General features: G+C 46.9%; 24 protein-coding genes and 1 pseudogene. 14 read left to right on the forward strand and 11 right to left on the reverse strand.

The annotated features are described in order from the left end of the window. Window positions 1–165 precede the first annotated feature (165 nt). Window positions 166–600: a peroxide-responsive transcriptional repressor PerRA gene (gene perRA, locus LFX17_RS07720; protein WP_238729750.1), complete on the reverse strand. Its 435-nt coding sequence runs from the start codon at window positions 598–600 to the stop codon at window positions 166–168. Window positions 601–760: 160 nt separating this feature from the next. Here perRA and LFX17_RS07725 point away from each other — a divergent pair. The 6 genes and pseudogenes from LFX17_RS07725 to LFX17_RS07750 all read left to right on the forward strand — a co-directional run bounded on the left by LFX17_RS07725 (window position 761) and on the right by LFX17_RS07750 (window position 7,607). Beyond that, a pseudogene (locus LFX17_RS07725) lies at window positions 761–1,326 on the forward strand (ankyrin repeat domain-containing protein). After that, entirely contained in the window at window positions 1,323–2,771 is a 1,449-nt protein-coding gene (locus LFX17_RS07730; protein ID WP_238745937.1) for a catalase, read from the forward strand. The pseudogene LFX17_RS07725 and the gene LFX17_RS07730 overlap by 4 nt, the downstream one beginning before the upstream one ends. A gap of 225 nt (window positions 2,772–2,996) precedes the next feature. Continuing rightward, on the forward strand, window positions 2,997–3,761 hold the full coding sequence (locus LFX17_RS07735; RefSeq protein WP_238745939.1) for an SDR family NAD(P)-dependent oxidoreductase: 765 nt from the start codon (window positions 2,997–2,999) through the stop codon (window positions 3,759–3,761). 50 nt (window positions 3,762–3,811) lie between these two features. Further along, on the forward strand, window positions 3,812–4,324 hold the full coding sequence (locus tag LFX17_RS07740; protein ID WP_238745946.1) for a winged helix-turn-helix transcriptional regulator: 513 nt from the start codon (window positions 3,812–3,814) through the stop codon (window positions 4,322–4,324). Between the two features lie 436 nt (window positions 4,325–4,760). Then, window positions 4,761–6,977 carry a PAS domain-containing sensor histidine kinase gene (locus LFX17_RS07745; protein ID WP_238745948.1) on the forward strand — a complete coding sequence of 739 codons (2,217 nt, stop codon included), beginning with the start codon at window positions 4,761–4,763 and terminating at the stop codon, window positions 6,975–6,977. Window positions 6,978–7,046: 69 nt separating this feature from the next. Further along, the gene (locus LFX17_RS07750; protein WP_238729756.1) at window positions 7,047–7,607 is read left to right on the forward strand and encodes an NADPH-dependent FMN reductase; all 561 of its coding nucleotides are present in this window, start codon (window positions 7,047–7,049) and stop codon (window positions 7,605–7,607) included. Between the two features lie 16 nt (window positions 7,608–7,623). Here the strand turns inward: LFX17_RS07750 and LFX17_RS07755 are convergent, their stop codons facing one another. After that, window positions 7,624–8,562, reverse strand: a complete 939-nt coding sequence (locus LFX17_RS07755; RefSeq protein ID WP_238745950.1) for an alpha/beta hydrolase — start codon at window positions 8,560–8,562, stop codon at window positions 7,624–7,626. A gap of 615 nt (window positions 8,563–9,177) precedes the next feature. On the opposite strand from LFX17_RS07755, the gene LFX17_RS07760 reads away from it, so the two are divergent. From LFX17_RS07760 to LFX17_RS07780, 5 genes are all read left to right on the forward strand, one after another. Then, complete coding sequence (locus LFX17_RS07760; RefSeq protein WP_238729758.1) at window positions 9,178–10,656, forward strand: adenylate/guanylate cyclase domain-containing protein; 1,479 nt, start codon at window positions 9,178–9,180, stop codon at window positions 10,654–10,656. A gap of 63 nt (window positions 10,657–10,719) precedes the next feature. Then, complete coding sequence (locus tag LFX17_RS07765; RefSeq protein ID WP_238729759.1) at window positions 10,720–11,253, forward strand: ATP-binding protein; 534 nt, start codon at window positions 10,720–10,722, stop codon at window positions 11,251–11,253. A 1-nt stretch (window position 11,254) separates the two neighbouring features. Beyond that, window positions 11,255–11,626 carry a hypothetical protein gene (locus tag LFX17_RS07770; protein WP_238729760.1) on the forward strand — a complete coding sequence of 124 codons (372 nt, stop codon included), beginning with the start codon at window positions 11,255–11,257 and terminating at the stop codon, window positions 11,624–11,626. A gap of 4 nt (window positions 11,627–11,630) precedes the next feature. After that, the gene (locus LFX17_RS07775) at window positions 11,631–13,013 is read left to right on the forward strand and encodes a class I SAM-dependent methyltransferase (RefSeq protein WP_238729761.1); all 1,383 of its coding nucleotides are present in this window, start codon (window positions 11,631–11,633) and stop codon (window positions 13,011–13,013) included. Window positions 13,014–13,027: 14 nt separating this feature from the next. Continuing rightward, window positions 13,028–14,422, forward strand: a complete 1,395-nt coding sequence (locus tag LFX17_RS07780; RefSeq protein ID WP_238729762.1) for a PP2C family protein-serine/threonine phosphatase — start codon at window positions 13,028–13,030, stop codon at window positions 14,420–14,422. An 8-nt stretch (window positions 14,423–14,430) separates the two neighbouring features. Here the strand turns inward: LFX17_RS07780 and LFX17_RS07785 are convergent, their stop codons facing one another. The 3 genes from LFX17_RS07785 to LFX17_RS07795 form a co-directional block, all read right to left on the reverse strand. Further along, complete coding sequence (locus LFX17_RS07785; protein ID WP_238729763.1) at window positions 14,431–14,733, reverse strand: hypothetical protein; 303 nt, start codon at window positions 14,731–14,733, stop codon at window positions 14,431–14,433. Window positions 14,734–14,808: 75 nt separating this feature from the next. Beyond that, the gene (locus LFX17_RS07790; RefSeq protein WP_238745952.1) at window positions 14,809–15,147 is read right to left on the reverse strand and encodes a hypothetical protein; all 339 of its coding nucleotides are present in this window, start codon (window positions 15,145–15,147) and stop codon (window positions 14,809–14,811) included. Window positions 15,148–15,277: 130 nt separating this feature from the next. Then, entirely contained in the window at window positions 15,278–15,898 is a 621-nt protein-coding gene (locus LFX17_RS07795) for an adenylate/guanylate cyclase domain-containing protein (protein ID WP_238745954.1), read from the reverse strand. Between the two features lie 168 nt (window positions 15,899–16,066). Here LFX17_RS07795 and LFX17_RS07800 point away from each other — a divergent pair, with 168 nt between their 5' ends. The 3 genes from LFX17_RS07800 to lsa20 all read left to right on the forward strand — a co-directional run bounded on the left by LFX17_RS07800 (window position 16,067) and on the right by lsa20 (window position 20,002). Next, window positions 16,067–17,509, forward strand: coding sequence for a M20/M25/M40 family metallo-hydrolase (locus LFX17_RS07800; protein WP_238745957.1), 1,443 nt, complete (start codon window positions 16,067–16,069; stop codon window positions 17,507–17,509). 230 nt (window positions 17,510–17,739) lie between these two features. Beyond that, window positions 17,740–19,305 carry an NADase-type glycan-binding domain-containing protein gene (locus LFX17_RS07805; protein ID WP_238745958.1) on the forward strand — a complete coding sequence of 522 codons (1,566 nt, stop codon included), beginning with the start codon at window positions 17,740–17,742 and terminating at the stop codon, window positions 19,303–19,305. Between the two features lie 13 nt (window positions 19,306–19,318). Beyond that, window positions 19,319–20,002, forward strand: coding sequence for an LIC11469 family lipoprotein adhesin Lsa20 (gene lsa20, locus LFX17_RS07810; RefSeq protein ID WP_406600667.1), 684 nt, complete (start codon window positions 19,319–19,321; stop codon window positions 20,000–20,002). A 100-nt stretch (window positions 20,003–20,102) separates the two neighbouring features. Here the strand turns inward: lsa20 and LFX17_RS07815 are convergent, their stop codons facing one another. From LFX17_RS07815 to LFX17_RS07840, 6 genes are all read right to left on the reverse strand, one after another. Then, window positions 20,103–20,822 carry an MORN repeat-containing protein gene (locus LFX17_RS07815; protein ID WP_238729768.1) on the reverse strand — a complete coding sequence of 240 codons (720 nt, stop codon included), beginning with the start codon at window positions 20,820–20,822 and terminating at the stop codon, window positions 20,103–20,105. 45 nt (window positions 20,823–20,867) lie between these two features. Continuing rightward, window positions 20,868–22,577 (reverse strand): glycosyl hydrolase family 67, encoded by a 1,710-nt coding sequence (locus LFX17_RS07820; RefSeq protein ID WP_238745959.1) that lies wholly within the window; start codon window positions 22,575–22,577, stop codon window positions 20,868–20,870. A 3-nt stretch (window positions 22,578–22,580) separates the two neighbouring features. Then, a complete protein-coding gene (locus LFX17_RS07825) occupies window positions 22,581–23,447 on the reverse strand; it encodes a DMT family transporter (protein ID WP_238729770.1) in 867 nt (288 codons plus the stop codon). Between the two features lie 206 nt (window positions 23,448–23,653). Further along, the gene (locus tag LFX17_RS07830) at window positions 23,654–24,736 is read right to left on the reverse strand and encodes a fatty acid desaturase (protein WP_238745960.1); all 1,083 of its coding nucleotides are present in this window, start codon (window positions 24,734–24,736) and stop codon (window positions 23,654–23,656) included. Window positions 24,737–24,803: 67 nt separating this feature from the next. Next, a complete protein-coding gene (locus LFX17_RS07835) occupies window positions 24,804–25,937 on the reverse strand; it encodes a helix-turn-helix domain-containing protein (protein ID WP_238745961.1) in 1,134 nt (377 codons plus the stop codon). Between the two features lie 127 nt (window positions 25,938–26,064). Continuing rightward, entirely contained in the window at window positions 26,065–26,340 is a 276-nt protein-coding gene (locus tag LFX17_RS07840) for an RNA recognition motif domain-containing protein (protein ID WP_118956799.1), read from the reverse strand. Between the last annotated feature and the right edge of the window lie 91 nt (window positions 26,341–26,431).

Below are 26,431 nucleotides of genomic sequence, written 5' to 3' on the forward strand. Positions count from 1 at the left end.
TCCTTCTTCTGCAAGGCGATCTTTCGTATGAGATCCTACATTTTCCAGAAAGCTCGAAAATCGAATGGCTTGAAATAAACGAACCTAGAGCGACATACGGTCCAAGATCGAACCGGACGTCCAATCAAAGTTCCGACAACGATCGAGGAAAAATACTTGTAATTCTTATTTCTTTTTTCCTTTGAGGGTGATCAACAGATTGCAATCTTCCAAGGAGCTGCCGGTTTTTAATTCGAAGTCACGTTTGAGTTCGGAAAGAATTCTTTCTTCCAGTTTAGAATCCAGATCGATATCGAAAATTTCTCCCGTATCCTCGTCGACCGCGTGATGATGATTGCCGACGTTCGAATCGTATAAAGTGATTCCCGACTTCAACTCGAGAAGATTCACGATTCCCTTTTCCGCAAACAGTTTCAGATTATTGAATATAGTAGCGCGGGAAGCGTTGGGCATGTGTTCGTTTACCAATTGAAACACCTGATCCGCGGTCAAATGTTGCGGCTCGGACAAAAGCAGATTTGCCATCTGTAGTCTTTGAACCGTCACATTGATTCCCGCGTTTTCCAGAATCTTTTTGCTTCTCTCGTACGAATCCTTCATAAGATCAATCTCTCACGGGCCTTGATTTTTGTCACTAATTTAGACTAATTCTAAAAAAAGACTTGAGCTAATTTTAATCTGTTTTAGAATTAGTCTAAATTAAGAATTTATTTAAAAAATGAAAATTTACGATGTATTCTTGAATTTAAGGCAGTTTAACATGAAATCTTCAGTTCAAAACCAATCCGCAGAAAGCTGCGAAAGCCACTTTTCTCCGGAAGCTTTGTCCGAATTTTCCGAGGCTTGGCTTGCTTACCGGAGCAGTAGAAAGGCGCCCCATCCTTGTTTCGATTTCGCGAGGAACGGAAATGTGGTCGGCTTAGCGCGTAACCTGCGCTTCGAATCGCACATCGACGAAGCGGACTCTAAGGGTTACACCTTACTGATGTTAGCCGCTTACAATGGAAGGGAGGAAGCGACCCGATTTTTGATTTCCAAAGGCGCGGACGTGAACGCAACGGACGCGGCCGGAAATTCGATCCTGATGGGAGCCGCCTTCAAGGGTCATATCGAAATCGTTCGGGTTCTTCTGGAAGCGGGACGGATAAGAATTATCGAAATCCGAAAGGTCAAACCGCCTTGCAATTTGCGAATCTGTTCGGTCGTACCGAAGTTGCGGAATTGTTAAGCGAAGTATCGACGAACGGCCGTTTGGTGCGTTTCGGAACCTTTCTTAAATCCTGGATCATCTATCTTTTTCAAACCATACAAGGAGTAAAACAATGAGCCGAAAAACTCTTACCACGGCCGGGGGTCATCCGGTCGCACAAAACCAACATTCCGTTTCCGCGGGTCCGCGAGGTCCGCTTCTGATTCAGGACACGCATCTCATCGAAAAGCTCGCGCATTTCAATCGGGAAAGAATTCCGGAACGAGTCGTTCACGCAAAAGGCGCGGGCGCGTACGGAACATTGACGATCACAAACGATCTTTCGAAATATTCAAGAGCTTCCGTTTTTTCAAAGGCGGGAAAACAAACTCCGTTGTTCCTTCGATTTTCCACCGTGGCGGGCGAGAAGGGTTCGGCGGATACGGAAAGGGATCCGAGAGGGTTTGCGATCAAGTTTTATACCGAAGAAGGAATCTGGGATCTTGTGGGTAACAACACTCCCGTATTCTTTGAAAGAGATCCTCTGAAATTTCCGGACTTCATCCATTCTCAAAAAAGAGATCCGGTCACGGGTTATAAGAATACGTTCCGTATGTGGGACTATTGGGCCAAGGCTCCCGAAGCCCTGCATCAGATGACGATTCTTTTCGGTGACAGAGGAATTCCGGACGGCTATCGTTTCATGAACGGATACGGAAGTCATACATTCGGACTTTGGAATATTACGGGAGAACGTTTTTGGGTGAAGTTTCATTTCAAATCGATGCAGGGAATCAAAAATCTAAGCGGAGAAAGAGCGGCCGCGTTAGCCGGAACCGATCCCGATTACGCGACGAGAGATCTGTTCGAAGCGATCGAACGGAAAAAATTTCCGAAATGGAAGTTCTGCGTTCAGATCATGCCGGAAAAGGAAGCGGAAACGTATAAGTTCAATCCTTTCGATCTGACCAAGGTCTGGTCTCACAAGGATTATCCTTTGATCGAAGTCGGAGTGTTGGAGCTGAACGCGAATCCTAAAAATTACTTCGAAGAAGTGGAACAAGCCGCGTTCTCTCCTTCGAACATGCCTCCCGGAATCGGAGCTTCTCCCGATAAAATGCTGCAGGGAAGATTGTTCGCTTATCCGGATGCACAGAGATATCGTTTGAGGGTTCAATACCAACAACTTCCGGTGAACAGACCGAGAAATTCCGTGAACGCATATCACAGAGACGGAAGCGTTCAATTTCAATCCGACGGAAACTACGACAACTACGAGCCGAACGGATTTGAAGGACCGGTTCAGGATTCTTCGTATGCGGAACCTCCGCTGAAAATTTCCGGCGATGCGGATCGTTATGATTCTCACAAAGAAAACGACGATTATACGCAAGCGGGGGATTTGTATCGGATGATGAAGCCCGAAGAACGGGAACGACTGACTTCCACAATCGCTTCCACGATGAAGGGTTTGCCGAAAGGTTTGATCGTCGCAAACGTAAAACATTTCTATCGCTGCGATCCCGAATACGGAACCAAGTTGGCCGAAAAAACGGGCGTGGGAGTAAACGAGATCCGATAATACGAAAACGGAAAACTCCGTTCGTTTTTTTGAAAACGAATCGAGTTTCAAAAAATGAAAATTCGGAAGGAGAGGAGGCGCCGCCGAAAGCGTTTCTTCTCCTTTTTTTATTTCAGGGGCTCCGTTTTTTTCGAATTTTTAGTTAAAAAGTGGTTGCAATATTAAACCAGAATCGGTCCAAGATAATGTAGTTTTGTTATTAAACCAGAATCGGGAGAAAACATCATGAGATTCAAGGATAAGAAAGTTTTGATTACGGGCGGCAACAGCGGTATCGGATTGGCGACTGCAAAGTTATTCGTTACGGAAGGCGCGAACGTAATCATTACCGGAAGAGATCAAAATACTTTGGACGCGGCGGTTCAAGAATTGGGACCAAAGGCAAGGGCGATCCGTGCGGACGTGGTCGATCACGATCAAAGAGAAGCGCTCTTTCAATCGATTCGGGAAGAATTCGGGGAGTTGGACGTAGTGTTTGCGAACGCGGGAATCATGAAGCCGACGCCCGCAGGTCATACGAACGAAGCGACTTTCGAAGAGGTGCTGAGCGTGAATGTTACGGGAGTTTTTCTTACGATCCAATCCTCGCTTCCTCTTCTCAAACGAGGTTCTTCGATCGTGCTGAACGGTTCCGTCATCAGTACTCTCGGAGCCGCCGGCGTGAGCGCGTACGCTGCGAGCAAGGCGGGTGTGCGCGCTATGGCAAGGTCTCTAGCCGCGGAGTTGAGTCCGAAAGGAATTCGCATTAACACAGTCGTTCCCGGCGCTACGAAAACTCCTATCTGGGGAAGTTCCGAATCCGCGGAGGCAAGGCTTTCCGGTCTGACCGCTTCCATTCCTTTACGAAGAGTGGGCAATGTGGACGAGATCGCAAACGTGGTCGCCTTTCTCGCATCGGACGATTCTTCGTATGTGCAAGGAGCTGAGATCATCGTGGATGGAGGTGCGAGCAGTTTGCCGGCGGGTGCGCCGATTTATCTTGCCAAGTAGGAAGCGATTTACAAGATTCAACGTAGATTCGGATTCGAGGAGGCCTTGTTGTGAAACGCAAAAATCTTGAGGAAGACGATTGCCCGATCGCAAGGTCCCTTTCTTCGATCGGAGAATGGTGGTCTCTTCTCATTCTTCGCGATGCGTTTTTAGGCAAACGCAGATTCGGTGAGTTCGAAAAAAGTCTGGGGCTTGCCAAGAATATTCTGAGTTCGAGACTTCAAAAGCTCGTCGCCGACGGAATTTTAGAAATCGTTCCGGCCGGCGACGGAAGCGCGTATCAGGAATATGCGCTCACGGATAAGGGAAGGGATCTGTTTCCGATTCTTGTATCTCTCAGACAATGGGGGGAAAAATATCTCTTCGATAAAAAGGAACTGAGTCAGATTCTCGTGGACGAACGCAATCGGAAACCGATTCAAAAGATAGAGATCAAATCCCAAGACGGCCGATCGCTCGGCTCGAAGGACGTCAGACTTCTTTTTTTGGAGAAGTCCGTCGATCGACGTTCGAGGTCGTCCGTAAAACGTGCGTCCTCATCCGCCGAAAAATCGAAACGATAAACGTGGAGCGAACCGTTCGTAAAAACATTCAAAAATTGTAACATATCTTCCTGGAATACGGACGATGTTCTCCGGAATTATAAAATGAAGATTTCTTAATACGGGTTTTCTTTTCACGGATTTAAAATCCGTATCCCGGGTCGATCGAATTCTGGAAAGGCGAATCCGATTTTCTTTTTTGTCCCTGACTCATTCTTGCTCGGCTTGGAAATAAATTTCCAAGATTCTTTCGGAACTGTTTGGGTTCGAATCCGTTTTTGTCAAATCGTGTTCTTTCATTCCTTGGATCGGGAGAATTCTTCCTTTATCGGTTCAAAGATTCGTTTCTAAGAACGTGTTCGTTCTTTTGAGCTTGACCGAGGGCGGAGTTTTGTTCAAAATATAGCGCGTTACACATTCCATTCTGATCAAAGGCGGTCGGAATGCCTATCTTATTATGATTCATATTCTTCAAACGATTCTAGAACAGGCGCATGCAGGTTATTGGGAGAAAAACTTTGTCGATGGCACCAGTTACCTAAGTCCTGCTTGGAAAGGAATGCTCGGTTATCGGGAGGAAGAACTCGAAGATTCGATCCGCACATGGCAATCGCATATCGTTCCCGAAGATCTGGGCCCGATCCGAAACGAGTTCGATGATTATTTAAAGACGGAAGTAAGTCATCCTTACGAGGCGGACATCCGTTTTCTTCATAAGAACGGAAGTATCGTTTGGTTTAAATGCACTTGTAAGGTAGTGGAAGTGGATCTGAAGGGAAGGCCGGTCTTGATGATCGGCACCTATTTCGACGTTACTAAATCCAAAAGGATTGAAACCGAACTGCAGCATACCGTGGACCGGCTTGCGCTGGCTACGCGTACGGCGAGAGTCGGTATTTGGGATTTCGATTTGATTGACGGGAAGGTTGAATGGGATGACACGATGTTCGATCTCTATGGAATCAGACCGGAAAACTATCTCGGCGCCGTCGCGGATTGGGAAAGGAGTCTGCATCCGGATGACAAAGAACGCTGTATGCTCGAATTCAAACAGGCCGTATCGGGTGAAAAGGAGTTCGACACTCAGTTTCGGGTCGTTTGGCCGGACGGTTCGGTGCATCATATCAAAGCCATCGCGATCGTTCAACGTCTTGCTTCCGGAAAACCCTTTCGAATGCTCGGAACGAATTGGGACATCACCAAACACAAGAACGCGGAAATCGCATTAAAAGAAAGTTATGAACTCAACAAGGTCTTTATCGAAAAGGCTCCATCCGCGATCGCGATGTTCGATACGAACATGCGTTATATGGCGGCTTCTCAACAATGGTTGACCGATTACCGTCTCGGAGGAATCGAAATCATCGGCCGTTCGCACTACGAAATCTTTCCGGAAATCGGTGACGATTGGAAACGGATTCATCAGGAATGTCTGCAGGGCAAGGTGATGCGAAAGGAAGAGGAATCCTTTGTCCGTTTGGACGGATCGGTTCAGTGGATCATCTGGGAAGTAAGACCCTGGTATGTTTCGCAGAACGTAGTCGGCGGCATTCTCATGTATACCGCCGATATCACCGCTCTCAAAAAGAAGGAATTTGAAAGAAGCAAACTCGAGGAGATTCTTACGCGAACCAACGAGGCGGCGCAGATCGGTTCTTGGGAATTGGATCTGGAAAACAACACTCGGATTTGGAGCAAGGTGACCAAGGCCATCTTCGAAGTTCCGGAAGATTACGTTCCCGGAAACGAGGGTGCGCGTTTTTATAAAAACGAAAAGGAACGCAAACGAGCGGCCGACAAACTGGAGGAATCGATACGGACCGGAAAACCTTTCGATCTCGAAATCGAAATCGTGACGGCAAAGGGAAATCTTGTTTGGACCCGTTCGGTAGGAAAACCCGAATATCTGAACGGTAAATGTATCCGTGTTTCCGGAACGTTCCAAAACATCAACGATCAAAAGCAGAGGGAACTCGCGTTGCAGAGAACCCTAGACATTATGAACGATCAGAACGAGCGATTATTAAATTTCGCTCATATAGTTTCGCACAATCTCCGTTCTCACGCCGGAAATATCACCATGCTTTTGACGATTCTGGAAGAGTCGGAAAGCGAAGAAGAACGGCAGGAAGTCGTTCGATATATCACGAAAGCCTCGGACAGTTTGATGGATACGATTCTGAATTTGAACGAGGTCGTTTCGATTCAAACGAACAAAAATCTTCAGAATACGGAAATCGTTTTGCGGGAATACGTCGATAAGGCCACTCGAACGATCGGCGGAGAAATCCAAAAGTATCAGGTTCAGATCAAAAATCTGGTTTCGGATTCGATTCGAGTTCGATGCAACCCCTCTTATATGGAAAGTATTCTTTTGAACTTCTTAACGAATGCGGTGAAATATAGACATCCGGACCGAGTTCCGGAAATCATTCTCAGCGCGGCTTACGAAAAGAATCGCCTGGTGCTCAGCATCGCCGACAACGGGCTCGGAATCGACATGAATAAAAACGGGGATAAACTTTTCGGGATGTACAAAACCTTTCACAATAACCGCGATGCGAAAGGAATCGGTTTGTTTATCACCAAAAATCAAGTGGAAGCGATGGGCGGACGGATCGAGGTGGAAAGCAAGGTCAACATTGGTACCACGTTTCGAATCATTCTTCTCTAAAAAAGAACTCGAAAAATAGGAAATTTTTTTATTCCAAACCGGCGGACAAAACGCTCTAAGTGTTACGCTATGAAAATCCTTTCTATTTCGGGAAGTCTTCGTTCCCAGGCAACCAGTTCTTCTCTTCTTCGTGCGATCGCCAAAGTCGCACCTTCGGATATGGAGTTTATCACCTATACGCAGTTAGACGATCTTCCGTTTTTTTCCCCGGATCGGGACGGCGAGAATTCTCCCGAAGTTGTGCTGCGTTACAGGGAAGCTCTGAACAACGCTGACGGGGTTTTGATCTGCACCCCGGAATACGCGCACGGAATCCCCGGCGTTTTGAAAAACTCTTTGGATTGGGTCGTCGGTTCGGGAGAATACGTAAATAAACCCGTGATGGCGCTCAGTTCCTCGCCTGCCTATTCCGGCGGGGAAAAAGCGCATGCTTCTCTTCTCACGACTCTAAAAGTGATGAACACACATATTGTCGAAAAGGCTTCGTTTCCGGTTCCCGTGGCGCGCAGAAAGGTAAATGAAAACGACGAACTGATCGGAGAAGATACGATCGAAACGTTTCAAAACGCGCTTGCGGAATTTGCAAAAGCCATCGCAGAATCGAAGGCGTCGGTGACGGATAACGTGTAACCGCAATCGACTGTTGTCATTTCGTTTTTCTTTTTTTGGAGGGTATCTTTTTTTTCGCGCCGACCTTCTTCTTGGAAGAAACGGTTGAGGCGTTCTTTTTCGATATTCCTTTCGAACCGTTTTGTCCGTCCTCTTGAACGGCGCTCTCGGAGTTCGCGAAGGAATCGGAAAGATACGAGTCGATTCTTCGTGCGACTTTTTCCCAACCCTCGTCGAGCATCATGTTGTGACCCATTCCGGGAAATACTTCGAATTCCGCCTGATACGCGTTAGCCGTTCGTTTCACTTCCCACGGTGCGAAAAACCGGTCCTTTTCTCCTCCGAGAACGAGGAGAGGTGTTTTTACCTTTTTCGGTTTCGGGAGGGTGAGAACCAGCATATCCAAAAACGCAAGAAAGGATTCGTCCTGCATCCGAGAAGCATAGCGAAGCGCTTTTTCATCGCTGATCGATTTGGAAAAGAATAGCTTTCTTCCGATGTTGGGATTTTCGACGACGGGGAGAAGGGACAAGGTCATCAAAACCTTCAGGAATTTGATCGGGTATTTGAGTAGAATTTCGAGCGTGATCTTGAAGACCCCGTGCGGAGGAACGCTTGCAAGCAGTACCGCCTTGGGAACATGCGTATTTTCTAATACTTTTTGAACGACCAAACCGCCCATCGAATGTCCGATCAAGATCGGAGGTTCGGGCAGTTGACTTAGAACCTCTTGGACGTCTTGAACATAGTTTCGGATCGAATGCCAGCGAAAAGATCCGCCTCGGTTCGAACTTTTTCCGTGTCCTCTCATATCCAAAGTATAAACGTCGTACCCCGCTTTTTGAAAATAGGGGATAAAATTCTCTTTCCAACACCAAGCCCCGTGCCATGCGCCGTGCGCGAAAAGGATGGGCGGATTTTTGGAGGAAGTCGATTTGGAAGTTTTTAAAGCCGGGTTGTGTTCAAAATGGATCATCGTCGTTTGCAATCTCCGGTTGCAGGTTTCTCGCTTTGGAAGTTTCTCGAATTCCCGTTTTTTTTTCGAGAAGATTTTGCCGCTTACAAAGAGGAGATTCGTTTCGTTTTCGTACGTTTTCGTCTTCAAAGCAATGCGTAGATCCCCGAGGCGGTTTGTATACGAATCAAGGAGCCGAAGAAGGACGGATTCTCCGTTTTCAAAGAAATTATTTCTTTTATAGCTTACATTCAATTTTTATGAAATATCGATCGTTACGGATCGAACCGCCGTTCTCAATCTCTCCGTTTTTTCATTTTTAAGGATCCGGAAATAACTAGTTGACTAATGTCAAAAAATCTGTTAGTCCGTACTGGCGGTGTGCCGCAACAGCTACCGAGACCTGAAAAGGTCGTCGATCTTTAGTTTCAAAGCGTTGCAAATTCAGGGTTTCAGGCTACTGAGACGAATCGAACCTCGATCGCCTTCAGCTCGTTACGAACGATAAGCAGGTTTTGACGATGCAAAACAGAATTGGATCGAAAACGTATCCTTTCGATATTCCGCTTTTGTTCTTTTCTTTTCCACGTTCGTATCGAATCCGTAAGACGATTCTTTGTGAACGGCGGTCGTAGTATGTTGGATCTCCAGAATAAGGTTTCGCGGGCCTCCAAAATTCTGATCGTAGAAGACGAACGGATCGTAGCCAGAGACATTCAGGAGTTTCTTCAAAAAATCGGTTATTCCTCCATCGGAGTGGCGACTAACGGCGAAAAGGCGCTTCAGATGGCGCGTATGATAAAACCCGATCTGGTTCTGATCGATATCGTATTGGGTACGGGTTTCATAGACGGCGTGGAAACCGTCGTTAAGTTGAAGGAAGTTTTGGACGTTCCGGTCATCTATGTCACCGCGCACAGCGACGAGGGAACGCTTCGCAGAGCGCGTGTTACCGAACCCTTCGGTTATATTCTCAAGCCGGTAAACGTTCGAGAACTCGAGATCACGGTGGAGATGTGCTTATACCGTCATAAGATGGAAAGACGGTTTCGGGAAGACGCGAGCTGGTTTACCACCACGTTGAGTTCCATAGGCGACGGAGTGATCGCGACGGATTCCGTTTCTAAAGTTAAGTTCTTAAATCCGGTTGCGGCTTCTCTTTTGGGCATGGAAGAAAGGAGTGTCCGAGGAAGAATCGTCGACGAGGTGATGAATCTCCGAGACGATAAAGGAGCCGTTATCGAAAACCTGATCTCCTACGCCTCGATCAATCATTCTCCTTTCGTATTCGAGCACGCGATTCTTTCGGGTTCCAATGGAAGGAGTATTCCCGTGATCTGTACGATCGCTCCGATCCACGACGTGAACGGTTCTTCCCAAGGATGCGTTTTTACTCTGAGAGATATCAGCGAATTGCACGCCAAATCGGAAGAACTCAGCAAACGTATGGAGGATGTCGAACAAGCGAAACGTCTTTTGGAAAAATATTTTCCGGAAAATTTGGTGGATTATCTCGTCGACGAGCGAAGACAAACGGAACTCGAAGGCAAGAACGTTCAGGCAACGATGTTGTTCTGCGACGTTCGTAATTCCACCGGAATCGCGGAACAACTTCATCCGAACGAGTTCGCGGCTTTTTTAAGCGAACTCTTTACCGGACTTATGGATCTTACATATGCCAACGGAGGCTCCGTCAACAAACTGTTAGGCGACGGACTTTTGATCACGTTCGGTTGTCCGTTTCCGGAAGACGAGGACACGTTGAATTGTGTCCGTCTTGCGCTTCAAGTCCGCGAGTATCTGAGGGCATTTAACGAAAGCAGAAATCCGAAATTAAAAACGCCGGTCGCCATGGGAATCGGTATCTCCACGGGGAACGTATTCGCCGGAAATATCGGTTCCTCGCGTCACATGGAATACACCGTGTTAGGCGATGCAGTGAACACTGCGAGCAGACTCGAGGCATTGACCAAAACGACGGGTCATGATATACTGATCGATTCGCTCACGTACGAATCGATCCGTCACGAAATCAACGTCGAAGCAGTGGGAATGTTTCAGCTTCGGGGAAAAAAGGAACCGCAGGAAGTATTTTTCCCGGTCGGTATGTTATGAAGATTCCAGCGTCTCATCCAACGTTGGAGAGGATGTGCGGCCGTAAAAAGCCCGGAGGCTCGGATGGAAAATAGTCAAAAAAATAACGAAGGCAAATTGCTTGAAATGAAACTTCGCCCGGTTTGGGCGGAAATCGAAAGGGCTCGGGAAAGCTGCCGCAGCTTTTTAGAAGAGTTGGGTTCGTCCGATGAGACGAGAGACGCCCTTTGTATGATCGCATCGGAGATTCTCGAAAACGCGATCAAATACGGACACTTTACGAGCGAAACGCAGGAGTTCACGTTCAAACTCGAATCCGGCAAAGACGGAATGCTCGTTCAGGCTTGGAGTCCTCTTCCATCCGCGGGAATTGTCGAAAATTTAAGACGACTTGATTCCATCATTCAATGGATCCGAAGTTATCAATCTCCGTTTCAAGCTTATTTGGAAAGGTTAAAACTCGTAGCGGGACAACCTTTGGAGGACAACGAAAGCGGTCTCGGGTTGATCCGAATCGCATACGAGGGAGAAGCCATTCTGGATTTTTACGTGAACGAAGACGATATCCTCTATGTCTCGGCGCTACAACCGAAATTGGACAGGGAACAGGTGGTTTGACATGAGCTTAAACAATCAGATTTTTTCGGAAGACCAGCTTCAGTTAGAGGTTGTTGACGGGGACGAGATCGAAATTCGTTGGCTCGGCAAAAGCGTTCAGAGAAACCCGAGTCAATTCATCATACCGACGTTGGCCGATGTCATGAAACGAGGAGCGATGCAGAATAAGGCCGTCATCTGGGACTTTAGACAATTGGAATATATGAATTCTTCCACGATCACTCCGGTGATCAAAACTCTGGAGACGGTCAAGAAGGGAACCGGTAAGGTGAAACTCATCTACAACAAAGCCAAAAAATGGCAGGATCTGAGTTTTTCGGCTCTTCGAATTTTCGAGACTAAGGACGGAAGGATTCAAGTAGTAGGGCAATGAGTTTATGATTGTGGAACATACAATCTCGGGGGAACTGCGGACGAATGGAAGCGCCATCGGCGTGGAAATATGCGGTCATACGCGTTATTCGTTTCAGATACGTCTTCCCCAACCGCCTTCCTATTTCGTACCGTTCAACGCGGACGGATTCGTTATCGAGTTGGACGGAAAAAAAATCGAATTGGGCCGATGCAGAATGATTCCGGTCAAGGACGCATCCACTCCTCAATACATCGTCCTTCTTCTCGACGACACGATCGACGTGTCCGATCTGATCGGCAAAAAAAGATTCACGGTTTACGATACGGGGCTTTTTAATCTTCAGCTCATTCTCAATCAAAAAGAAAAAGTAACGCAGCACTTTAAGGAATACAGTTCCAATCTTACCTTCGAGCTGAACGTATATAAACAATTCTTCGACGAATTGGATCGTAAATTTTTAAAGGAACCGGGTCCGGTTCAGGATCATCTTCATCAGATGATCGTCGAAAGGGAAGGCCAGACGTTTATGGAATTCTTCGAATCGAAGGTTCTCGAACTTGAAGAACACACGAAGGATTTCTCTAAGGACGAAAACGAAGCCCACGGATTCTTTTTTAGAAAACAGGTTTGGGATTTCATTCTTCATTCCGCGTTTATGCTCCGAACCAATTTAAAACCGAGAGGTTACGCGGGCGACTATGAGATGATGAGAATGATCTACGAAAACGATATCATCGGAAAAACGTTGTTCGCGCGTTTGCTTCACAGTTATCCGATTCAAATTCCCGCCGCAAACGCGGTTCGCAATCGACGCAGGATGATTGCCGATCAAATACGAGCGGCGGTGGAAAATCACAACAGTTCCGATTTTAGGGCGATGTCCGTTGCGTGCGGTCCCGCCGAGGAAATCGGAGACGCTTTCAGCGATATAGAGACCAATAAGAAGATTCATTTTACTCTTCTCGATCAGGATATGGAAGCGCTTCGAGTCGCGATGAACACCGTCAATCAGCTCGAATTGGAAAAGGGAATTTCCATTCACGTAAAATACGTCAACGATTCGGTTCGATCCATGCTTCGCATTCGGGATCTTCCCGGAGCCTGGGGAAGATTCGATTTTATCTATTCGATGGGGCTCTTCGACTATCTGACTCCGCCCGTGGCAAGGGCCGTACTGGCTCGGCTCTTCGAAATGTTGCGGCCGGGTGGAAAGCTGGTCGTTGGAAATTTTCACGTCAGCAATCCGAATAAGGCGTTTATGGAGTATTGGTTGGATTGGGTTTTGTATCACAGAACGGAGGAAGAGATGCTCGAACTTGCTTCGAATCTTCCGGGACACAGTCGTATTTTTTTCGAGGAGACCGGCTGCCAGATGTTTCTCGAAATACGCGTATCGAACGGTTAAAACGGTCAAGAGAAATGACGTTTAGAGCAAAAGAACACAGTATCGTCGATTCGAAAGTAAATCATGATTTCGAAATATACCTTCAGGGTATCGTGCGAGAATGGATGCAGGTTCTTACCATGCTCTGTATCGTTCTGATTCCTTTCTTTCTTTTATTGGACTATTACACTCAGCCACCGCATTTGCATCTGCGGTTTGCGATCTATCGTGGAGCGACGACTGTTTTAGTCATCATAGAATATCTTCTCATCCGTTTTACGCATCCGAATCGTTCGTATCCGGTACACGGTTATATCATATCATCCATCGTAAGTCTGATGATCGTTCTCATGACGGTGGACTTGGGAGGATTCAATTCGAGTTATTACGCCGGGTTGATGCTCGTGTTGATGGCGGTGAATATTCTTCTTTCTTGGAGACCGATTCACTCCGTAGTCAACGGATTTTTAACGTTGTCGATTTATCTCGGATTCAACGCCTGGGAGGATCAACCGTTCGATCCGAGAATTCTCGTGAACAATCTTTTCTTTTTGGGTTCCACGATCATCATCACCGCCGCGATCTCCTGGGTTCGGTTTAAACTGGTTCGTTCCGAATATCTATTGCGAGCCGAATTGGTTGGAGCGAATCAGAATCTGGACAAGTCCCGTGCGGATTTGCTGCGGGCCCGCGACGCTCTTTGGGGAGAAATGCAACTCGCAAAGATGATCCAAACCGCGCTTCTTCCGAGGAGAACGAACATAGGACGTTACGAAGTGGCGGCATTGATGGTTCCCACCGATTCGGTGGGAGGAGATTATTACGACATCATCGATGCGCCTAACGGCAAAAAGTGGGTCGGCATCGGAGACGTTTCGGGTCACGGAGTGGAATCGGGTCTTATTATGATGATGGCGCAGACCGCGATTCAGGCGATCGTTCAGCAGCACGCGATGCTCAGCCCTTCCGAAGTGTTAATCGAAACCAACCGAGTTATCAAGGAAAACATCGCGCGTCTCGGAACGGATCGATATATGACGATGATGCTCTTTCGATTGGAGGACGATCATCTTCTCGTGGCCGGAAAACATCTGGATCTGATGATTTACCGCGCACAGGAGAAGAAGGTCGAAGTCGTACCGACCAACGGATCTTGGCTCGGAATCGTGGACGATCTGGGAGAAGTCCTGGAGGATCACAGGATTCCCATGTCTCCGGGAGACATCGTACTTTTATATACGGACGGAATCACGGAAGCCCGAAATCAAAACGAGGATTTGTTCGGAGAGGAACGATTGATGAAGTTGTTGGAATCCAACGCGAAACTTCCGTTGCGGCAGCTCGGAACGGAGATATTTTCCACGGTCACAACGTTCGAAGAGATTCAGAGCGACGATATGACCTTGGTGCTTTTGAAAAACCGGGGATAGTTTCGCTTTTAAAACAGAAACTCGTGTCCCGAAAACCTTCCCTCATGAAACACATAACGTTCCCAGGTTCCGTTTTCAAACCGAACGATCACGTGATGTCTGTTTCGCTCGGTGATTCTTCCCTGTAAACGTTTCGGCGGAGAATCTGCCTTGTTCGGATTTTTATATTCTAAGCTGACCCGGATCAAATCCTCTTCCTGTTCGATGCGAATCGTCGCGGAAACCGCGAGAACCGAAGTTTCCGTAATGGTGATTTGATACGAACCCGAAAGGTCGGGGAAGGGGCCTTGTGTGTGAATGGATTGTTTCATGAAATCGCGGAACCCGTATACGAATGATTAAACGAACGTTTCTGAATTTCTTGCGCGGGAATTCGTTCTAAGGACTTAGCGCAGGCAATTTTTGGCATAGGATTTTTGGACGACGAGTTCGCTTTGTTTCGCGGTTTCCGGAAATTTCCGAACATAGACCCCGTATTTTCTTTGGGTTTCTTCCAAAAGACGAAGACAGATCGCGAGTTCTTCGGAATCGATCCCTTCTTTTCGTTCAATCTTTTCGCAGCTGCATTTTGTTTCGCCTAGGAGGGAAGCGGATTGAAGAAGAATCTGCAATTCGCCGTCGGTCTTCGCTTTACAGGTTCCAAACGTCGAAAACAAAAAAAGAAGGAAGAATCCCGTCTTGAATGATTGCGCTTTGGGAAACACCCCCTTGATTGAATCCTTCATTGTCCGGCCGGTCAAGGAAAGAATCTTCCGAAATCTTTGCGGAACATCCCGGACCCATAGGGTGATTTGCCCTATGGGATCGGTGACTCGTTTTTCGATCTGATTTAGAATATTCTAATATTAGAATGGATCAGTAGAGGAGTTTGTATGCTTTCTGAGTTCCGGCGGGCGCTTCTTTTAATTCCTCGAAACGAAGGTCTTTGACCACGACTTGTTCGAAAACGGAATGGGTGACGAGAATTTCGCCCGCTTCTGCGGTGTCTTCTCCGAGTTTGCTCGCGGTGTTGACTTCGGAACCGAACACGTCCGAATCTCCGATCTTCAACACTTTACCGTACCCGAGTCCTACGCAGAGAAGGATTTTTTCTTCGGGAATTTTGTCTTGGTTGTACGTTACGAGTTCCTGCTGCATCTTGATCGCAGATTCGATCCCTTTGCCCACGTTTCGAAAGATGACCAAGAAACTGTCTCCTTCCGATTTCAAAAGGATTCCGTCGTGATCTTCTATGATCGGGATAAGAATTCGTTCCGATTCGTGAATCGTTTGCAGGAAGTGGATGATTCCGAACTTTTCGACTCCTCTGGAAAAACCGGAAAGGTCCGTAAACATCACGCACCAATCCTCTCCGAAAAGATCCCAGATCCTTTGATCGATTTTCGTTTTATCCGCTCCGGGTTTCAATCGATCCTGAATCAACTTTTCCAGTCTGTCTTCGGATGCGCTCGCTCCGATCGTTCTACGAAATGCCATAGTGCCTCTTGAATCCGAACTTTGTAACGGGAATTCTTTTTTTCGTCAACGAATCTTGTTTTTGTCGGATAAAAATCCTCCGGAAATTCGAGACGCGCGCATCGAAGTAAACGAGATGAAAAAAGTTACTTGTTTCTTTCCAAGAATAAGCGCTTCTTGTTTGGATTTATGGTAAATATTTTAGTTCTTCTTGCGCTTTGTATTTCGTGTTTGAGCGGATGTATTTCTACTTCCCCGATTCGAACGATTTCTCTCAAGCCGATGCCGCAAACAGTCGATTGGGAAGAACGAAATCGGGAAGCCGTAAAAATTCTTCAGGATCTGATTCGAATTCGCACAGAACGTTCCAACGAACTCGAAGCCGTTTTATACATTCAGAAACTTCTTCAAAAGGAAGGAATCGCTTCTAAGATTTATGCGTCCAAGGAAAATCGCCAACGCGCGAACTTGGTTGCGGTGCTGGAACCTTCGAAGCCGAGTTCTTTGAAGGGAATCATTTTGGGAAATCATATGGACGTTGTGGAAGCGGATTCCAACGAATGGACCGTGCCTCCGTTCAGCGGCAACATCGTGGACGGAAAAATATACGGAAGAGGAGCCTTGGATATGAAGGGGCTCGCCGTGATGCAGTTGATGGCGTTTTTGGAATTGAAACGATCCAAGATCGAACTCAATCGAAAGGTGATGTTTTTGGCGCTTGCGGACGAAGAGAGCGGGAGCTTTTTAGGAGCGCGTTATATGGCGGAGAATCATCCCGACGTATTTCGCGGTTTCGATACGATGTTAAACGAAGGCGGTGTCGCGACCAAAGACGTGGGAATTCAAGGAGCCACGATTTTCAACATTCAATACGCCGAAAAGGGAAACATCTGGCTGAAACTCAAAGCCAAAGGAGAAAGCGGACACGGAAGCGCGCCTAACGCGGAATATGCGACCTTGAATTTGATCCGGTTTTACGAAGAGATTCTTTCCTTCGATTCGGGAATTCACATCACGGATGAAACGAAGGCTTATTTTTATCAACTCGGATCGGTCGCTTCTTTTCCCACTTCCTTCTTTTTAAAGAACGCTTCCAATCCTTTGATCAAACCGTTGCTTACGGGCACTTTAAAAAAGAACAAACATCTTTCCGCGATGACTCGAAATACGAAAGCGATCACGGGAATTCAAACTCTCGAAGGAGAAGGATACAACGTTCTTTCGGGAGATGCGTTCGGAAAACTGGACGTTCGCATTCTTCCCGGAGTCGATTCGAAGGAATACATCGAAAGGATTCGAGCCATCGCGAACAAATTTAAAATTGCGGTCGAGGTTTTCGACGAGATCGGACCGGACGATTCCCCTCTGGACGACGATCTGTTTCAGATTCTTGCGAACGTATCCACGTCGAAAGTTCCGGGAAGCGTGGCCGCTCCGTTTATGTCCGCGGGAAAAACGGATAACGCGCGCTTTCGCAGAATCGGGATCAAATGTTACGGTTTAAATCCCGCGATTCTTTCCGCAAAAGATACGGAAAGTCTGCACGGGAAAGACGAGAACATCAGTCTGGAAAATCTAAAACTCGGCTCCACGATCCTTTTCGAGACGCTGATTCAATACGCAGGCCCGTGAACCGCGGATTTTAGTTTCATGATTTTCTCTCCGTTTGTGTAGATTGATAACAAAAAAATTCTCATTGTCAATCGAGCCAACCAAAAGAAACCGCATGGAACGTCAAGAATTTCCCGTTCCCATCAAAACTTCCTGGGAGGGATAAACCCGATCCGTTTCCTGCTCTTTGCATTTGACAGAGATCGATTCATAGGAAGAATCGTGAAAATTCTTTCCTGGAGAATTCCTCAATGAACCGTATCCAACGTTGGTCCCATCGTATTTCTTTGTTAAACAGTAAATTCCCATTTCGTAAATCCTTGTCGAAACGCCGAATCCTGAGCCGTAGAGCGGCTGCGCTTTTGTCCGTCCTTTTGTTCGCCTTAGGAATCGCGGATTGCAAAAAGGAGCTCAGCGTTTCCATGGCGACTTCGACTTCCTTGAGCGATAAGCTCGCCTTCGCGGCGTTAGGCGGTGGAAGTTGGAAACCGGAAGACGGAGCCGAATTCGTAAAACTTCATTTTTATCCGGACGAAGGGTTTCAACTGAGAAGGGTGGAAGTCGATTCCTGCAAGGGAGAATTCACCGATGCGGTTACGGCGTACATCAACTTCGACGAACTGAGCGCCGCAGCCGAGCTGGCAGGTAAAAAGGCGCTGGTTCGTTTTGAGAACGCGGTCTTTGCCCGTTCGGTTACGATCAACTTTCGTAAGAACAAGGAACTTTGTATCGGTGAAATCCGTTTCTACGACGAAAAGGAAAAACAATTCTCCTTAAAACTTCCGAAGATCGTGGAAGGTTCGGCGGTCGCCTCCGAAACCGCAAACCCCGCTCAGTCGTACGATGTGATGAATCTTTTCGACTCCCGTTACGAATACGCTTGGGCTTCGGATAAAAAAGGGAAGGGTGTGACTTTGGATTTTAAATTCAAGGAATCGCAAAAGTTCGATACGATCAAAATCTGGAACGGATATCAGAGATCGGATCAACACTGTTATTCCAACGGAAGGCTGAAGACGGCGACTCTTACGGGTGCCAACGGGTATTCCCAAAGGATTCAATTGCAGGACGTTCTCGGTCCGCAAGAGATCGCTCTCGATAAAACGTTCGAGGGAACTTCGCTTCGTCTTACCGTGGACGATATCTACGCGGGAAAGATGTATAAGGGTTTTGTGTTAAGCGAAATCCGTTTCGGGTTGGATAAGAATTGGGTTCTCATCAATCCGATCCACAGATCGCAGAGCATCGCGAGATCCAATCACCTTCAATTCACTCCGCCCGATCTGGACGGAATTTTAAATCACGGTTTGAGAGGAATGGAAGTCAGCGAATTGCCCGCCGAAATCCAAAGCACGGAATCCATCGCTTCTTCCGAAACCGCGCCTACAACGACGGAAGAATCCGATCAACAACGAGTGGAATCGAATTGGTCTCTCCGGATGCGTTCGGACGGTTCGTTTTTTATGGAAGGGGACACGCGCGACTTAAGCGACGGAGGTTCGGGAACGCTTCATAAAACGAGCAAGTTCTACGCGATCGGCAACTACGAAGTCAAAGAATCCTCCGTGGATTCGCTTAAACTGAGAGTATTCGGGTATATGCGAAAATACTCATCTTCTTACGTGGAAGAACACGGGGATATGGACTGCAACGGTTGCGGAAGGGACTGCAATATGGCGGACAAAGATCCCGATAAAAAGGAGATCATCTTCCAGGATTTCGTGACGATCAAAAAGTTGAACGGAAACGTGTATGTTCAAAACACCAGCCCGAGCAGAAAGCTCGACTTTAAGACATTGGAAATGTCTCTGGAATAAGAATATTCAAAAAATGAAATCTACTTTGTATCCTTGGAAAACGAATTTTTTGAAACTCGTTCCTTGCACGTGTTCGGTCGGGAACAACGCGATTAAAAACCGGCGGAAGTCGAGGCTCGGTAAAATCGCGATTCTTCTTTTGCTGATTGTTTGTATGACTTGCAAAAAGGACGGTTCCGATGCGACACAAGCGGAGAATCTCGCTTCCGATCCTCAGCGTCAGATCCAAGTTCAAATTCTCTGGGAGAAAAAAAGTTTTCCGTTGGAAATGGAACTGTATGAAGGAGCTTCGCAAAGACCCGTGGATCTCTGGGCCACGGGCAGCGTGAAAACCTTATCGGAGGCTCCCGTCTCCGAAAAGATTTCCGGGAACGATCTCTATCTAAAACCCGGTTCGAAAAAACGTTTCGTATTGGTCGTAAAGAATACGTCCGATCGGGATTTTTATTTTTTTGCGGCCCCGCATTCGATGGTTCCCGCGGAAGCTTCCCTCGGGTTTAAGTTCAAATGTTTGTGCGTGAACCACGCATTCTACGTTCCCGCGAAAGAGATTTGGTATCGCGTCGTCGAATTACGGACCGGAGGAGAAACCCTCGGCAAAGAGATGAGGATTACTCATACGTTAGTCGGCATGGACGAAGATCGGATTCGACTCTATCAAAAACGGATCGGAACCGGAGGATCGACGGAAGACTGATCGGAAAAACAAAAGCGCACACGAAGAACGAATCTTGTGTGCGCTTTCGGATGGAACGTTCAAAAAATCGAATTCTTTTGGAACGTTGAAATCCGTGCTTTTAGTGCAGAGGTTTGATATCGCTCGATTCCGCAACGGGACCGCCGCAGAGAACGACCTTATTTTCGATTCTACAGTGTTTTCGGGAATGATCGAAAGCCGAATATAAGATCCCCTCGGAAGAATTCTTTTCGTCCTGAAATTCTCCCTCATAGATGCTCGTATCGGGGAAGCGCACCTTGCCCGGACCGATCATCTTTCCCGCTTGGAAATTGCCCTCCAACATCGCTCCGTTTTTAAAGATATAAGTGCCTTTTCCGTCCTTCACGTCGTCCTTGAACGTCCCGTCAAAACGGTCTCCGTTTTTATATTTGATTCTTCCCGAACCGTTTCTTAGATCGTTTGTGAACGAACCGCGGTATTCGTCGTCGTTGTCGTAGACGTAGGTTCCGGTTCCGTTCGTACAATCCCCTTGGATGCAACCTCTTGTGGGAGAAGGCGGTTCGTTTTCGGGAGTTACGGATCGGTTGGATGCAGAAGAGGGTTGGTCTTCTTCGCTCGGTCTTTCGTCCTCGTAGTATGCGGAACGTCCTGCGCCGCTTGCCGATTCGTTAGGCGCCATCTTTTTGTCCCCGTAAGAACAATGTACGGTGGTGATAAGGAACATAACTCCCAAACAGAGAGTTTTAGAGTCAAAGTTCCCTACGGAGAAGGATTGCAAAGATCTCAAGAGAATCATATTTTTTGAATACGAAATAAAACCGTTTTCACTTACACTCATAGGTCAAAATTTTATTTATCGCGGCGGAATCTGTCAAACTCTATTCTATTTTAGGAGCTCGGAGACGGGCATAGCCTGCTGATTGATAAACGAAGGAAGTTTTGCACGGATTCGTTGGTATAAGAAAAGATAAAAACGTCGCATAAGCGGATGAAACAAAATCCGATCCAGAAGTCTTGTGTTCTTTCTCTTTCGGACGAACATCTTTAGCAACGCTTCGGACATAAGTCCCGGGATTCTTTTTCGAGGGAGAATCCGAAACCGATAGGCATCGGGATAATTTTCGGAATATAATTTCCACAGATGAATCGTTTCTTCCAAAAGATATTGTTCCCGTTCCGGATCGGGAAGATAAATCAGCTCTCTGCAAAAGGCGAATAACTGAAAGGTCTCGTAGTGAAACCGAAAATCGTAGGGAAGTCCGATTCGTTTCGCGATTCTTCCCATCTCTTTGAGGCTTTCGATCGCCCCGTATCCCTTCCGGACCGATTCCTCCGGGTTCTTGCAAAAAGCGGAATATAGAATTCGGAAATGATCGCTGACCGTTACCCGATCCCAAGTTATGTGCAGCAGCGGAGGAATCCGAACCCGATGGATATAAAGCGGAAGCGGGCTGAATTCGGGATCGTACAAAAGGTTCAGGATCACCGTATCGGAAAGACGCAGAAACCGAACGAACTCTTTGAGATTCTTTTTTCCGTAGAACTTACGGAGACTTTTTTTCACTCCCCAATTTTTGCGGAAAAGACCCGCGCAGACGAACGTGTTGAGTTCGTTCCAATAAGAAGTATTCTTTAAAAACGTAATATTCCGAAACGAGGACCATCCTCCCGTTTGACACCAAACGCTGAAGCCGACGAGGTTCTTGGCTTTTTCGAGTTCTTTTTTGTAGGAAAGATATTGCCATCCGACAAAGGAAGGAACTTCGCCGAAACCTTCGTACTCGCGCCGCGCTTGAAATTCTACGAGTTTGGGAAGCGAATCCTCGAAAAAGAGGGAATTGATCGAAAGATAACGGAAAAAATCGCCTTCTCCGTATTTCATAGATACGATCAGATTTTCCGCGGGAATTCCGTCGAATACCGTTTTATAGGTCACCGGATTCCAGATCAGATCCCCGATCGGATACGCTCCGATCGTCCAGGTTCTAAATATTAGAGTTTTAGAATGTTTTTTGAAGATCGGAAGAATTATTCTCAATAACCGGTTCGCGTCCTCGGGGGTTTTGAGCAAAAGTCTGCTTTTAAAATCCCCATCCACGTCGACTCCGTCCGATTCTCCGATCCTCAATACGATTCCGTCCACGGTTTCGAACTCGGAAAAGAGACGTTCCAGACAGGAAACAAAAAGTTCCGCGACGGAATCGAATTCTCCCTTGGTTTGATCTTCGAGATATGAATTGAAAAACAAAAAGTCGCTCGTGAGAAAAACCTTCAGGCCGTTCTTCTTTGCGGTTCGAAAAAGTTTTTGATAGGATTTTTGATAAGATCGGATTTTATTTCGAAGAAGTTCGGGATAAAAGGGAAAGTCCGCGAGGTAGGAAAGTTCGTCGATCGTGATCGCGTTGTAGCCGAAGGAGCGCACGCGTTTCACATACGAATCGAAATTCTCCCGTATCTTTTTATGAGTTTTCTTTTTGAATTTCCGATTCTTTTCAAGAAGCGCAATCGGAGCCTTGGACCAATTCTGGGATTTTCCCGGAGCCTTTACGAAAAACGGAGCGCTCGAATCGATAAGGGCTAAATCCAATTTCATACGTTATTCTTCCTTTCCGAAACGAATCGTCTCCAAGGTTCCCGCGACGAGGATCAAGGCTCCGCCGATCATCTCTCGATAACCGGGAATATCTCCCAAGAGAAGCCACGCGAGAAGGATCGAATAGACCGGTTGAATGCTGGAAAGAATTCCCGCCGTTTTGAGTTTGAGCTGAAACATCGATTTAACGTAAAGCGTATGAGCGAACGCGGTAAAAAAACTTCCGAGTAAAAAGATCAGACCGAGGGATCGTAACGAAGTGGGAATCGTTTCGAAATAACAAACCGGAGCCAAAACGAAAACCGCGGCAAAGGATTGAAGACACATCACCTGTGCGCTTCCGTGATGCGATAAAAACTTTTTTGTCAATAAATTGCGGAACGAAAACGAAAGCGCGGATATAAGACCGGCGATGATTCCCCAGTGAAGATCGTTTCCGGATTTGAGTTCGGGGATGAGAATTCCGACTCCTAGTAAAACCAAAAGAGCAAGAAGAACGTCTCTGCCTTTCGGTTTTACGGGATAATAAAGAGGTTCGATAAAAACGGTGATGACCGGATGTGTAAAGAGCGTAAGAACCGCGATCGCGGGAGAAGCGAGCCTTGCGGAAGCGAAGAATAGAACCCAGTGAATCGCAAGAAGGATTCCTCCACCCAAGGCCGCTTTGTTTTCGATCGCGCTCGGAAAAAAAAGGGGTTTGTCCCTCCATTTTAAAAAGAGATACAAACCGGCGCTTGCGAACACGGTTCTTCCGAAGGTGATCATCCAAACGCTTTCGTCGATGAGTTTGGCAAAAAGAATATTTCCGCTGATGAGGATCATCGCGAACTGGAATTCAAGGAATATCTTGGTTTTCGAATCGGAGGACATGAGGCTTCTCTCCAACCAAAAGACGATAAACCCCGTTCTTGGAAAACAAAATCGGATTTTTTACGAGGAGCAAAACTCGAAAAAGGGAAACTCCGCGGATTGGAACAAAACCGTCCCGAACTCTTTTGAAAGGAATTTTTTACGAAACTGTAAACTGTCTTCTCTTCTTCGAAATGAAAAAGAAAGAGAAGACAGCCTCAAAAAAATCAGGCGACTTGCGACTCGGCCGGGTTGTAGCGGTTGGCGCGCAACATACTTTCAAAATCGTTAAAACGAATTCCGTATCGTTTCATCGCGGGATGAACGAAGGGCGCCACCATCTGACGGATATAAAACGGTTGATTGACGACGAAGTGATGGATTCCGTGCGTGCTTCCGAAGTTGAAACAGAAAAGATGAAGAGGCGCAAGCAACCAAGAGTTCAACACCTGCGTTTGTTCGTGAATTCCTTTCACGTCTCCGTAGTAGTGCATGTTGGACGAAACGATCTGGATGCTCGATTGACGGATCCAATTCGGAATTAGATACACGACCGCGGCCGTGTTTAAAAACGCACGTACCGATTCCGGAAGTTCGGAAAAAGTGAGTTCGATCGGAGAACCAAGAAACAGATTTCCGTAATGGAACAGATTCAGCCCGAGAAAGTTGTACCAAAGAGTGTAATAGACTACGAGCCAAGGCCAGCTTTCGCGAACGATTTCGTTTCGTTTGAACTTCGGCGCGTCTTTGACGAGCTTTCTAAAATTAAGAATGGCGGAAACGTTTCCGTCGATCATCGCAAAGAAGCGAACGATTCCGGCCTTCATCCCGTTGCCGATCAGTCTTTCTTCTATATCGTCCTTATGACCGGAAACTTTGTGATGCAGAGTGTGAATCATTCTGCGGTACCAAGGACTGACCGTGTTTCCCCGGAAAATCCAGACGGTCCAAAAAAGAAGATCCTGCATTCTTTCGTTGTCTTTGAAATACAGATTGTGGATCGTATCGTGTTCGATCTCGTGCAAAAGGGAAGCGAAGATCGCGTTCGCAACGATTGCAAGCCACGCAGGGATTACGTCCGCGATATAAAGTCCGGCGGTTGCTATCATCATCGCGGCCGAACAGAACGTGATCGTCGCGCCTAAAAAGTTCTGATGATTTAAGACGGAAAACTTTTTACGAAGATTGCGTTCTCTAAATCGGATCCAACGCATGATCTTTACGTTTCGCTCTCGTGTTGCGAGGGTTTGCCATTTTTTGGGTTTTCTTTCGGGAAGAATTTCGTTTTTCGCCAATGTCAGAGTGCTCATTGTGACTCCTTTTCAATTCTTAGGATGACCGAATGATAGGCTCTTTTTCGGATTCGGTCGTCCTATTCTATCGATTCCGACGGTGCGTTTCGACCGAATCGATAAATTGCGCCGCGCTTTGCGATCGATATTCGCTCGGAGTCAAACCGGTATGTTTTTGAAAGACGCGGTTGAACGAAGACTTGGTCCGAAAGCCGACGGAATACGCGATGTCCAAAATGCTTTTGTCCGGTTCGGCGGTCAAAAGTCGGCAGGCTTCGGAGACTCGGTAGTCGTTGACAAAGACGGAAAAATTCTTTCCTAATTCTTGGTTTAAGAATTCGGAAACCTGGTGCGTGGAAAGCGCGAGTTCGTCCGCAAGATCCCCGAGTCCGAGATCCTCTTCCCGATAGAGAAAATCCTTTTCCATGAGATGAAGCAGATTCTCTCTTAAGATCGCGCGATCGATTCCCACCAAAAGAGAACGCGCGTATTTTTCCCGCGTGGCTTGTGTGACTTCCTGCAACTTTTGAAAGAAGCCGGGATATCGATGTCCGATCACATAAGCCGCGCACAGAGCGATGCCCATTCCCCCCGACGTGAATACGAGAAAGTCCGGCGTTTTGGTAATGAAAAAGAGCGCCCCCAGCGTTAGATGAAACAAAGACATGACCACCAAAAAGGAAAGAATTCTCGCAGTCGGTTCCGATTTCCAAATCTCCCATCTCCAAAGATCTCGGGAACTTTTGAGAACGAGAAAAACGTAAAAGCCGATTCCGATCACCGCGGGCAAAAGAATCCAATCCAACCGGCCGGGAAATACCGCTTCCGTAAACGATCTGCGGATGGTTTCGGAAAGATTCTCCATCCCGAAAAGAACGACAAAGTAAAGAAGAACTCCTGACACGGGAAAGACGGAATGAAGCAACAGGTCTTGTATCGAATCGAGGAAGGATTCTCCCGTGCTGGATTTATAAATTCCGTATAAAACAGGGCCGACACCGTACAACGCGGGAATATGAAGCAGAATCAACCAGACAAAGGAAGGATCGGAAGAGGAAAGGATCGCGATGGAACTTCCTTGGAGGACGGACATCCCGAGAAATAAAGCTCCCAGAAGATAATTGAGTCGGTTTTTATTCGGAAGAACGATCTGACCGAAAAACATCAGACAACCCAAAGCCGTACCGAAAAGTCCGAATCCGTAAAAGAGAGAAATCAACCATTGGGGAAAATAGAAGGAGGAGGGAAAAGGAAGAAGCGCAAGCTCAAACACAATAGCGAACGCTACAGAGTCGAAGAAGTTCTGTCAAGGGAGAAAAGCGGATGCCTTTCTCCCTTGTCAAAGATCAATATCTGGATCTGGATTTTTCCGGGAAAGGTTTTTTAGGAAGCGCTTCGTTGACTTTGATTTCTCTTCCACGGATTTGTGTTCCGTTTAAGCCGTCAATTGCAGCGGTTCCTTCGTCTTTGTTCGCCATTTCCACAAATGCTAATCCCCGGGATTTGCCGGAAAGTTTATCGGTGATGATGCGTACAGAGGTTACTTCTCCAAAAGACTCGAAAGCTTTACGGAGATCGTCTTCGGTTGCCTGATAGGCGAGGTTGCCTATATAAATGTTCATGAGAAAGGGTCCTTACAAAAAATTACTGGCTTCTAAAACCGAATAGAAGCTAAGGCGAGACCAATCCATCATCGGTGTATGGGAGAGAGAA

The sequence above is a fragment of the Leptospira sanjuanensis genome (assembly GCF_022267375.1).
Taxonomy (GTDB): Bacteria; Spirochaetota; Leptospiria; order Leptospirales; family Leptospiraceae; genus Leptospira; species Leptospira sanjuanensis.

What these genes read in the sequence shown, in the direction of transcription:
- LFX17_RS07800 (WP_238745957.1), top strand. Translation starts at nt 16,067, where the DNA reads ATGGTAAATATTTTAGTTCTTCTTGCGCTTTGTATTTCGTGTTTGAGC.
- LFX17_RS07780 (WP_238729762.1), top strand. Translation starts at nt 13,028, where the DNA reads ATGACGTTTAGAGCAAAAGAACACAGTATCGTCGATTCGAAAGTAAAT.
- LFX17_RS07830 (WP_238745960.1), bottom strand. Translation starts at nt 24,736, where the DNA reads ATGAGCACTCTGACATTGGCGAAAAACGAAATTCTTCCCGAAAGAAAA.
- LFX17_RS07735 (WP_238745939.1), top strand. Translation starts at nt 2,997, where the DNA reads ATGAGATTCAAGGATAAGAAAGTTTTGATTACGGGCGGCAACAGCGGT.
- lsa20 (WP_406600667.1), top strand. Translation starts at nt 19,319, where the DNA reads ATGAAATCTACTTTGTATCCTTGGAAAACGAATTTTTTGAAACTCGTT.
- LFX17_RS07840 (WP_118956799.1), bottom strand. Translation starts at nt 26,340, where the DNA reads ATGAACATTTATATAGGCAACCTCGCCTATCAGGCAACCGAAGACGAT.
- LFX17_RS07730 (WP_238745937.1), top strand. Translation starts at nt 1,323, where the DNA reads ATGAGCCGAAAAACTCTTACCACGGCCGGGGGTCATCCGGTCGCACAA.
- LFX17_RS07815 (WP_238729768.1), bottom strand. Translation starts at nt 20,822, where the DNA reads ATGAGTGTAAGTGAAAACGGTTTTATTTCGTATTCAAAAAATATGATT.
- LFX17_RS07770 (WP_238729760.1), top strand. Translation starts at nt 11,255, where the DNA reads ATGAGCTTAAACAATCAGATTTTTTCGGAAGACCAGCTTCAGTTAGAG.
- LFX17_RS07795 (WP_238745954.1), bottom strand. Translation starts at nt 15,898, where the DNA reads ATGGCATTTCGTAGAACGATCGGAGCGAGCGCATCCGAAGACAGACTG.
- LFX17_RS07775 (WP_238729761.1), top strand. Translation starts at nt 11,631, where the DNA reads ATGATTGTGGAACATACAATCTCGGGGGAACTGCGGACGAATGGAAGC.
- LFX17_RS07755 (WP_238745950.1), bottom strand. Translation starts at nt 8,562, where the DNA reads ATGATCCATTTTGAACACAACCCGGCTTTAAAAACTTCCAAATCGACT.
- LFX17_RS07805 (WP_238745958.1), top strand. Translation starts at nt 17,740, where the DNA reads ATGAACCGTATCCAACGTTGGTCCCATCGTATTTCTTTGTTAAACAGT.
- LFX17_RS07785 (WP_238729763.1), bottom strand. Translation starts at nt 14,733, where the DNA reads ATGAAACAATCCATTCACACACAAGGCCCCTTCCCCGACCTTTCGGGT.
- LFX17_RS07825 (WP_238729770.1), bottom strand. Translation starts at nt 23,447, where the DNA reads ATGTCCTCCGATTCGAAAACCAAGATATTCCTTGAATTCCAGTTCGCG.
- LFX17_RS07820 (WP_238745959.1), bottom strand. Translation starts at nt 22,577, where the DNA reads ATGAAATTGGATTTAGCCCTTATCGATTCGAGCGCTCCGTTTTTCGTA.
- LFX17_RS07765 (WP_238729759.1), top strand. Translation starts at nt 10,720, where the DNA reads ATGGAAAATAGTCAAAAAAATAACGAAGGCAAATTGCTTGAAATGAAA.
- LFX17_RS07760 (WP_238729758.1), top strand. Translation starts at nt 9,178, where the DNA reads ATGTTGGATCTCCAGAATAAGGTTTCGCGGGCCTCCAAAATTCTGATC.
- perRA (WP_238729750.1), bottom strand. Translation starts at nt 600, where the DNA reads ATGAAGGATTCGTACGAGAGAAGCAAAAAGATTCTGGAAAACGCGGGA.
- LFX17_RS07790 (WP_238745952.1), bottom strand. Translation starts at nt 15,147, where the DNA reads ATGAAGGATTCAATCAAGGGGGTGTTTCCCAAAGCGCAATCATTCAAG.
- LFX17_RS07745 (WP_238745948.1), top strand. Translation starts at nt 4,761, where the DNA reads ATGATTCATATTCTTCAAACGATTCTAGAACAGGCGCATGCAGGTTAT.
- LFX17_RS07750 (WP_238729756.1), top strand. Translation starts at nt 7,047, where the DNA reads ATGAAAATCCTTTCTATTTCGGGAAGTCTTCGTTCCCAGGCAACCAGT.